A 6184-nucleotide genomic window follows, 5' to 3' on the forward strand; every position below is an offset into this window, starting at 1 on the left:
GCTATGAGGCGCAGCACCTGACCGCCAAGCGGAAATTGACTGAAGTTTACCGGATCGGGCCAGAAAAATGCACTGCGGGATCAGCGGGTCAAAAGATTCTCGGGGCACATGTGCATAGTGGGAAGACCGGTCCGCAGGAAGACCGACCCTTGGGAGGACACCGAATGACATCACTCAACCTGAAGGCGTTGCTGCCGGCCGTGTTTGCCGCAGCGACGTTCTCTACCATGGCCATCGGACAGGACGATGCGCTGCCGCAAACCCTTTTCACCAATGTCCATGTCTTCGACGGCGTGAACGAGGCGCGGATCGAGAATGCCAGCGTTCTGGTCGAAGGCAACCTGATCAAGGAAGTCTCGACCGAGTCCATTGATGCACCTGGCGCAACCATGTTCGATGGTGGCGGCCGGACGCTGATGCCGGGGCTGATCGATGGCCACACCCATTTCTTTTTCGCCGTGAATGGCGGGGTCGGGGCTGCCGAGCAGATGCATTGGCAGTATCTCGGCGCAATGGGGGCCTATGCGGCCAAGGAACACCTGCATAACGGTTTCACGACCGTGCGCGAGGCTGGTGGCGGCGCGGTTGGACCGGGCCTGAAGCAAGCGATCGATGAAGGCTACATGGAGGGGCCGAGAATCTACCCGTCAGGGGCCTGGATTGGACAGACATCCGGACACCAAGATTTTGTCACCTACGGCCAGTTCGATCAAACCGAAAGCAATCTTTATCGGCTGGGTATTTCTATCAATGCTGATGGCGCGGACGAGGTCACCGCAGCGGTGCGCAAGAACCTGTCACTTGGCGCGTCCCAGATCAAGATCATGATCTCGGGAGGTGTGTCATCCGTGAAGGATCCACTGCATTCCTCACAGATGACCGAGGCGGAGATCCGCGCGGCAGTCGATGCGGCGGCGGCGTGGGACACTTATGTCATGACCCATGTCTACAATGATTCCGACATCAAGCGGGCGCTGGAATATGGGGTCAAATCGATTGAACACGGGCAGTTCATGACCGACGAGACCGCCAAGCTCGCCATCGAAAAGGGAGCGTTCATCGTCTCCAACCTCGCCGGATCGACAGAGGGGATCCTCCAGCATCCTGCATATTCGGTGGAAGGCTCGCCCGTCCTTGCGAAGACGAAGCAATTCCTTGCAGGGGTTTCCAATTACAAGACGGTGGTGAACGACAACCCCGATCTCAAGATGGTCTTCCAGACCGATCTGGTATTCACCCTTGGGCACGATCTGCGCCGCGGGATCGACTTCGAGAAGTGGGTGTTGACTGACTACCTTGGAAACCTGCGGGCGCTACGGGCCATGACCTCGACCGCCGGCGAGTTGATGGCCCTCAGCGGCAAGCAGAACCCTTACCCCGAAAAACTGGGCGTGATCGAGCCCGGAGCCTATGCCGATATCCTGATCGTTGACGGAAACCCGCTCGAGGACATTACCGTGATCGGAGCGAACTCCGATTGGCTTGGCGCGCCGGACCGCGAGGAGATCGCAACAATGCGCATCATCATGAAGGACGGCGTGATCTACAAGAACACGCTGAACTGAAGCGAGCGCGGGGCGGTCTCCCTCGTCCGCCCCGTGTTCCGACCTGATCCACTACACTCACCAATGGAGCCAAGATGAAACACGCACTCGCCGCGGTCGTGTGGCTGTCCAGCAGCTCGTTCGCGCTTGCCCAGGATGAGAACTTCCCGATCCTCTTCACAAACGTCCATGTCTTCGACGGCGTGAACGAACAGCGGATCGAAAACGCGAATGTTCTGGTTCAGGAGAACCTGATCGTCGAGGTTTCGGTCGAGCCCCTCGCGGTGGCCAACGCCCGGATCATCGATGGCGGCGGGCGCACGCTCATGCCGGGTCTGATCGACGCCCATGTCCACATGTCGATCACCGAGCCGGTTGCGGACCTCAGGGACAATTTCGACTGGATGTACTGGGGGGCCGTCTCCACGGTCGAGGCGGAAAAGATGCTGCTGCGCGGTTTCACCTCCGTGCGTGATGCGGGTGGACCGGCGATTGGGCTTCAGAAGGCCATCGACCGGGGCAAGGCCGTCGGTCCTCGCATCTATCCGTCCGGCCCGGTGATCTCGCAGACCTCCGGGCATGGCGAGCACAGGCACTACACGGAACCGCACCCGAATTTCGAAGGAGCCTCACCCTCCTTCTTCAATCAGCACGTGGAGTTTCTTGCCGACGGTGTCCCGGAAGTTCTGCGCGCAACGCGGGAAGCACTCCGGCTGGGCGCGTCGCAGATCAAGGTCATGGCCGGCGGTGGTGTGTCCTCCAGCGTGGACCCGCTCCACACCGTGCAATACCTGCCGGACGAGTTGGAAGCAGCGGTCAAGGCGGCGGCGGATTGGGACACTTATGTTCTGGTCCATGTCTACAATGATGAGAGCATCCTGCGGTCCATCGAAGCCGGTGTGCAAAGCATCGACCATGCGCAATTGATGACCGAGGTGTCTGCGCAAGCGATCAAGGACGCGGATGTCTGGGTCGTGCCGTTCTACTCCCTTCTGGGCCTGGATGAGGAAACCGTCGTCAAGGCCCTCGGCCCGCTCTCCGCCCCCAAGTTTCTTGAAGTGCAGGCCGGCGCCAGAAACCAGATGAAACTGCTCAAGAATTTCGGGATCGAAAAGGTCGCCTTTTCGACCGACATCATCGGTGACCCTGTTGCGCTTACGAAGCAGAACGACGAATTCAAATATCGCCTGGAGGAATGGTCCTCCTATGAAGTGCTTATGCAGGCGACCTCCAAGGCCGGTGAGTTGCTCGCCCTGTCAGGCAAGCTGAATCCCTATCCCGAAGGGCCGCTCGGTGTGATTGCCGAAGGCGCCTATGCCGACATTCTGCTGGTTGATGGCAACCCCGTCGAGGACGCGATGATCATGACCGACTACGAGAACAATTTCGACCTGATCATGAAGGACGGCGTGATCTACAAGAACACGCTCGACTGACGAGGGCGCGGGGCGGTCTCCCTCGTCCGCCCCGCGTTTTCACCCGACGCAATCAACCGGAAAGGACAGACTTTGAAACATCTCGCCCTTGGTTCTCTCATGGCCCTCTGCGGCTCGATGGCCACAGCCGAAGATGCTGCGAACATGCGCACCTTTCTGTTCATCGGCACGTCCAACAGCGCCGCCTGGGAGATGCAGATCGCCAATCCCGGGGATCGCGCGGCCTCGGTGAAAGGCGGGATCGAGGCGCTCGGCGGCGAGCTTCTGAGCTACTACTGGGGGCTCGGAAACGGGAAGAACTACATCACAGTCGCCCTTCCGGACGATCCCACCTTCATCCAGGCCTTCTATGTCAGTCGCCTCGGCGACGGGCTGCTGGAGGAGTACCAGATGATCGAGTTGATGAGCAGCGCCGATATGGCCGAAGCCCTCGCGCGGGTGCCGGAGATCAAGGCGCAGGACGATCTCAAGTAAAGGACACGCATTGGGCGGACAGCGAAATCAACAAGAACACACTGGTTTGAAGGGATTCCCATGCGTCACATATTGTCGGCAATCGTCGTCGTTCTTGGGGTAAGCCCGCTCTACGCAGAACCGACTCCCATCGATTGGCCGGACCTGATCGACCAAGACGTCCAATCCTACGAGGATCCATTCCTCGACCTCGATTACAAACAGGTCGAAGATCTGCGTCGGGTTGTAGCTCTCCAGGCGGAGTTGGACGGCGGAACGCCTTCGCCGGAGACCGGAACGCAGCTGAACGAGGTCAAGGCCGAGCTTTCGGCGCAAGGGATCGATGCCGACTGGCTGATCTCTCAACGTTGGGCCGTTGCGGAACGGCGAGAACTGGCCAGCGCCGCTGGAAACGCGGCCCTTGATGGTGAACCGATTTCTCTCGGTGGTTTCGCGATCCCGGCGCCACCTGATGAAGACGGAACGGCGATGGCCTACCTCGTGCCGGAGCGCGGCATGTGCAGCCACGTCCCACCGCCGCCGCCGAACCAGATGGTACGCCTGCGCCTGTCTGACGGTTGGGCACCGGCCAGAATGCACGAACCGATCGTGGTGACCGGTCGGATCAACATCGATCCGTCGGACCTGCAGATGGTGGTGGTTGATGGGTTCATTTCGATGCGTGCCACCTTCTCGATGGATGTCGATGAGGTGCAGACATTCGGCCAGTCGGACAAAACGGAACCTCCGGCAACCAATGATTGGGCGAAAAGCCTCGCGGATGGTTTTCAAACCGGCACGAAATCCCGAGTGACCGGGCAGTGAGACCCGATGGAGCGGCAAACCTGCCGCCACGCTCTCTGACACTGGAGGATCAACCATTTCCATTCTTTTGATCGTCATCGGCCTGCTGTCTGCCTTCTTCCTCTTCGCCAGTTCGATCAAGATCCTCGGCTGGCAGAAGTTCATCTTCGAGACGCAACTGGCGATGTTCGTCAAATACGGGCTGAACCGTCAGATCATGGCCGTTGTCGGGGTCGTCGAGCTCTTCGGGTCGGTGGCGATCTGGTTTCAAGGCAGCTTGCTCGGGCCGCTCGGGGCCGCCGCCCTTCTGGGTACGTCACTTGGCGCCATCGGCTGTCACCTGATTTGGGACACGTGGAAAGACGGCGTGCCCGCCATGACCACCGCCACGTTGTCGGCCTTCGTGCTCTGGTCGAGTCGGGATGTGGTTCTGGCGATACTTGCATGAGCAGGCCGAAGAAAAACCAAGAGCAACAAGAGAGACCTCATATGAGGCAGGCAAGGCTTCTCGGTACGGTCATCATTGCTGGTTTCTGGGTCTCAACCGGAGCCATCGCACAGGAAAGCCGGCCATCCTCCGCCCTGGAGGCCGCCGCAGCGGTCTCGCTGGGCGGCCCGGCCTCAACGCAGGCACAACTGGAACAGGATCGGGTTCGGCGGTTGCAGGACTCTCGCTGGCCGGGGCTGGATGCGGCATTGGATCCTTTGGAAGCATCGCAGCAGAGTTTTGCCGACCACACCGGCCTGAACCTCTCCTTCGACTACCAGGCCTATTACCAATCCGCGACCGAGAGCCTGACCGGTATCGACGAGGCAGCGTTGGGTCAGGCCCGCATTCTTGGTCAATGGACGCTGTTCAACCGAGGCGGCAAAAACCCGGGGCAACTGGTCTTCACTCTGGAGAACCGCCACCTGCTCGGCACGGACATCGCGCCAAGCGGGCTCGCTGGGCAGATCGGCTATGCGGGCGTCACGGCGACGACCTTCAGTGACACCGACACGACCCTCTCCGTCGCCTATTGGTCCCAGACGCTCGCAGGTGGACGGGCCGGCTTCGTGGCCGGGCGGATCGATCCGGGAGACTACTCGGACATCCTCGGCTACGTGAACCCGCGCACAACCTTCTCCAATTTCTCGATCCTGTTCAGCCCGGTCCTGCCGCTCCCCGATCCCGGCTTCGGCATCGTCGGTGGCGGGTACCTGACCGACCAGATCTATGCCCTTGGCGTCCTGTCGGACGCGAACGGCTCGTTGACCGATGTCGAGTGGTTCCCCGGTGGTCCCGAGTTCTACAAATACGCCGAGATCGGATGGACCCCCGAACGCTCGAAGCGCTTTTTGACAAACGTGCACCTCGGCGTGTTTCACATCGATGAACGCACAGAGGCAGGCGTGCCGGAAAGCTACGGGGCGCTCCTGTCAGCCAACCACACGATCAACGAGGAACTCATGATTTACGGACGCCTCGGCTGGTCGGAGGGTGAGGCACCAATCGCCCGGCGCGCAGCCAATGCTGGGCTCATGTGGCGGCCAGGCCTTTATGACGACCTCTTCGGGTTTGGCGCGACGGTCGCGGACCCGGTCGACGAGACACTCGACACCCAGACCACGATGGAAGCCTTCTACCGTTTGGACTTGTCGGACAATGTCGCCCTGACAGCGGATGTCCAGCACCTGATCAACCCGGGTTTCAATGATCACGACCCAACCGTGTTCGGCCTGAGGCTGCGGATCAATCTTTGATTGGCGCAAGGGCCGGATGGGAAGCCGTTTTGTTGGCAATGCTGTGCCTGTACCTGAACCGCCAATGCGCCATCGCGACAATGGAGACGCAAGCCCTCGGATGATTGGTTTTGCACCAAGCGGCAGCTTGGACGGCGCAGGAAACACCGTCGAAATTGGCCGCTCCTTCCACGTTGTCAGCCATTCCAATGAAGCTGTCGGATT

The 6184-nt window shown here is 60.2% G+C and carries 7 protein-coding genes; 6 read left to right on the top strand and 1 reads right to left on the bottom strand.

Going from position 1 to position 6184, the window contains the following annotated elements:
- Positions 1-164 precede the first annotated feature (164 nt).
- The 6 genes from R3X27_RS19735 (at position 165) to R3X27_RS19760 (ending at position 5980) form a co-directional block, all read left to right on the top strand.
- Complete coding sequence (locus R3X27_RS19735) at positions 165-1565, top strand: amidohydrolase family protein (protein WP_317710607.1); 1401 nt, start codon at positions 165-167, stop codon at positions 1563-1565.
- A gap of 74 nt (positions 1566-1639) precedes the next feature.
- Positions 1640-2980 carry an amidohydrolase family protein gene (locus tag R3X27_RS19740; RefSeq protein ID WP_317710608.1) on the top strand — a complete coding sequence of 447 codons (1341 nt, stop codon included), beginning with the start codon at positions 1640-1642 and terminating at the stop codon, positions 2978-2980.
- A gap of 72 nt (positions 2981-3052) precedes the next feature.
- The gene (locus R3X27_RS19745) at positions 3053-3454 is read left to right on the top strand and encodes a hypothetical protein (protein ID WP_317710609.1); all 402 of its coding nucleotides are present in this window, start codon (positions 3053-3055) and stop codon (positions 3452-3454) included.
- A gap of 60 nt (positions 3455-3514) precedes the next feature.
- Positions 3515-4258 (top strand): DUF3299 domain-containing protein, encoded by a 744-nt coding sequence (locus R3X27_RS19750; protein WP_317710610.1) that lies wholly within the window; start codon positions 3515-3517, stop codon positions 4256-4258.
- A 67-nt stretch (positions 4259-4325) separates the two neighbouring features.
- Positions 4326-4685 carry a DoxX family protein gene (locus tag R3X27_RS19755; RefSeq protein WP_317710611.1) on the top strand — a complete coding sequence of 120 codons (360 nt, stop codon included), beginning with the start codon at positions 4326-4328 and terminating at the stop codon, positions 4683-4685.
- Between the two features lie 41 nt (positions 4686-4726).
- Complete coding sequence (locus R3X27_RS19760) at positions 4727-5980, top strand: carbohydrate porin (RefSeq protein WP_317710612.1); 1254 nt, start codon at positions 4727-4729, stop codon at positions 5978-5980.
- On the opposite strand, the gene R3X27_RS19765 is transcribed toward R3X27_RS19760, so the two are convergent.
- Positions 5970-6184: hypothetical protein (locus R3X27_RS19765; protein ID WP_317710613.1), on the bottom strand; the 215-nt coding region annotated here is incomplete at its 5' end. The genes R3X27_RS19760 and R3X27_RS19765 overlap by 11 nt on opposite strands.

The sequence above is a fragment of the Tropicimonas sp. TH_r6 genome (genome assembly GCF_033101155.1).
Classification (GTDB): Bacteria; Pseudomonadota; Alphaproteobacteria; order Rhodobacterales; family Rhodobacteraceae; genus Tropicimonas.

What these genes read in the sequence shown, in the direction of transcription:
- R3X27_RS19750 (WP_317710610.1), top strand. Translation starts at nt 3,515, where the DNA reads ATGCGTCACATATTGTCGGCAATCGTCGTCGTTCTTGGGGTAAGCCCG.
- R3X27_RS19735 (WP_317710607.1), top strand. Translation starts at nt 165, where the DNA reads ATGACATCACTCAACCTGAAGGCGTTGCTGCCGGCCGTGTTTGCCGCA.
- R3X27_RS19760 (WP_317710612.1), top strand. Translation starts at nt 4,727, where the DNA reads ATGAGGCAGGCAAGGCTTCTCGGTACGGTCATCATTGCTGGTTTCTGG.
- R3X27_RS19740 (WP_317710608.1), top strand. Translation starts at nt 1,640, where the DNA reads ATGAAACACGCACTCGCCGCGGTCGTGTGGCTGTCCAGCAGCTCGTTC.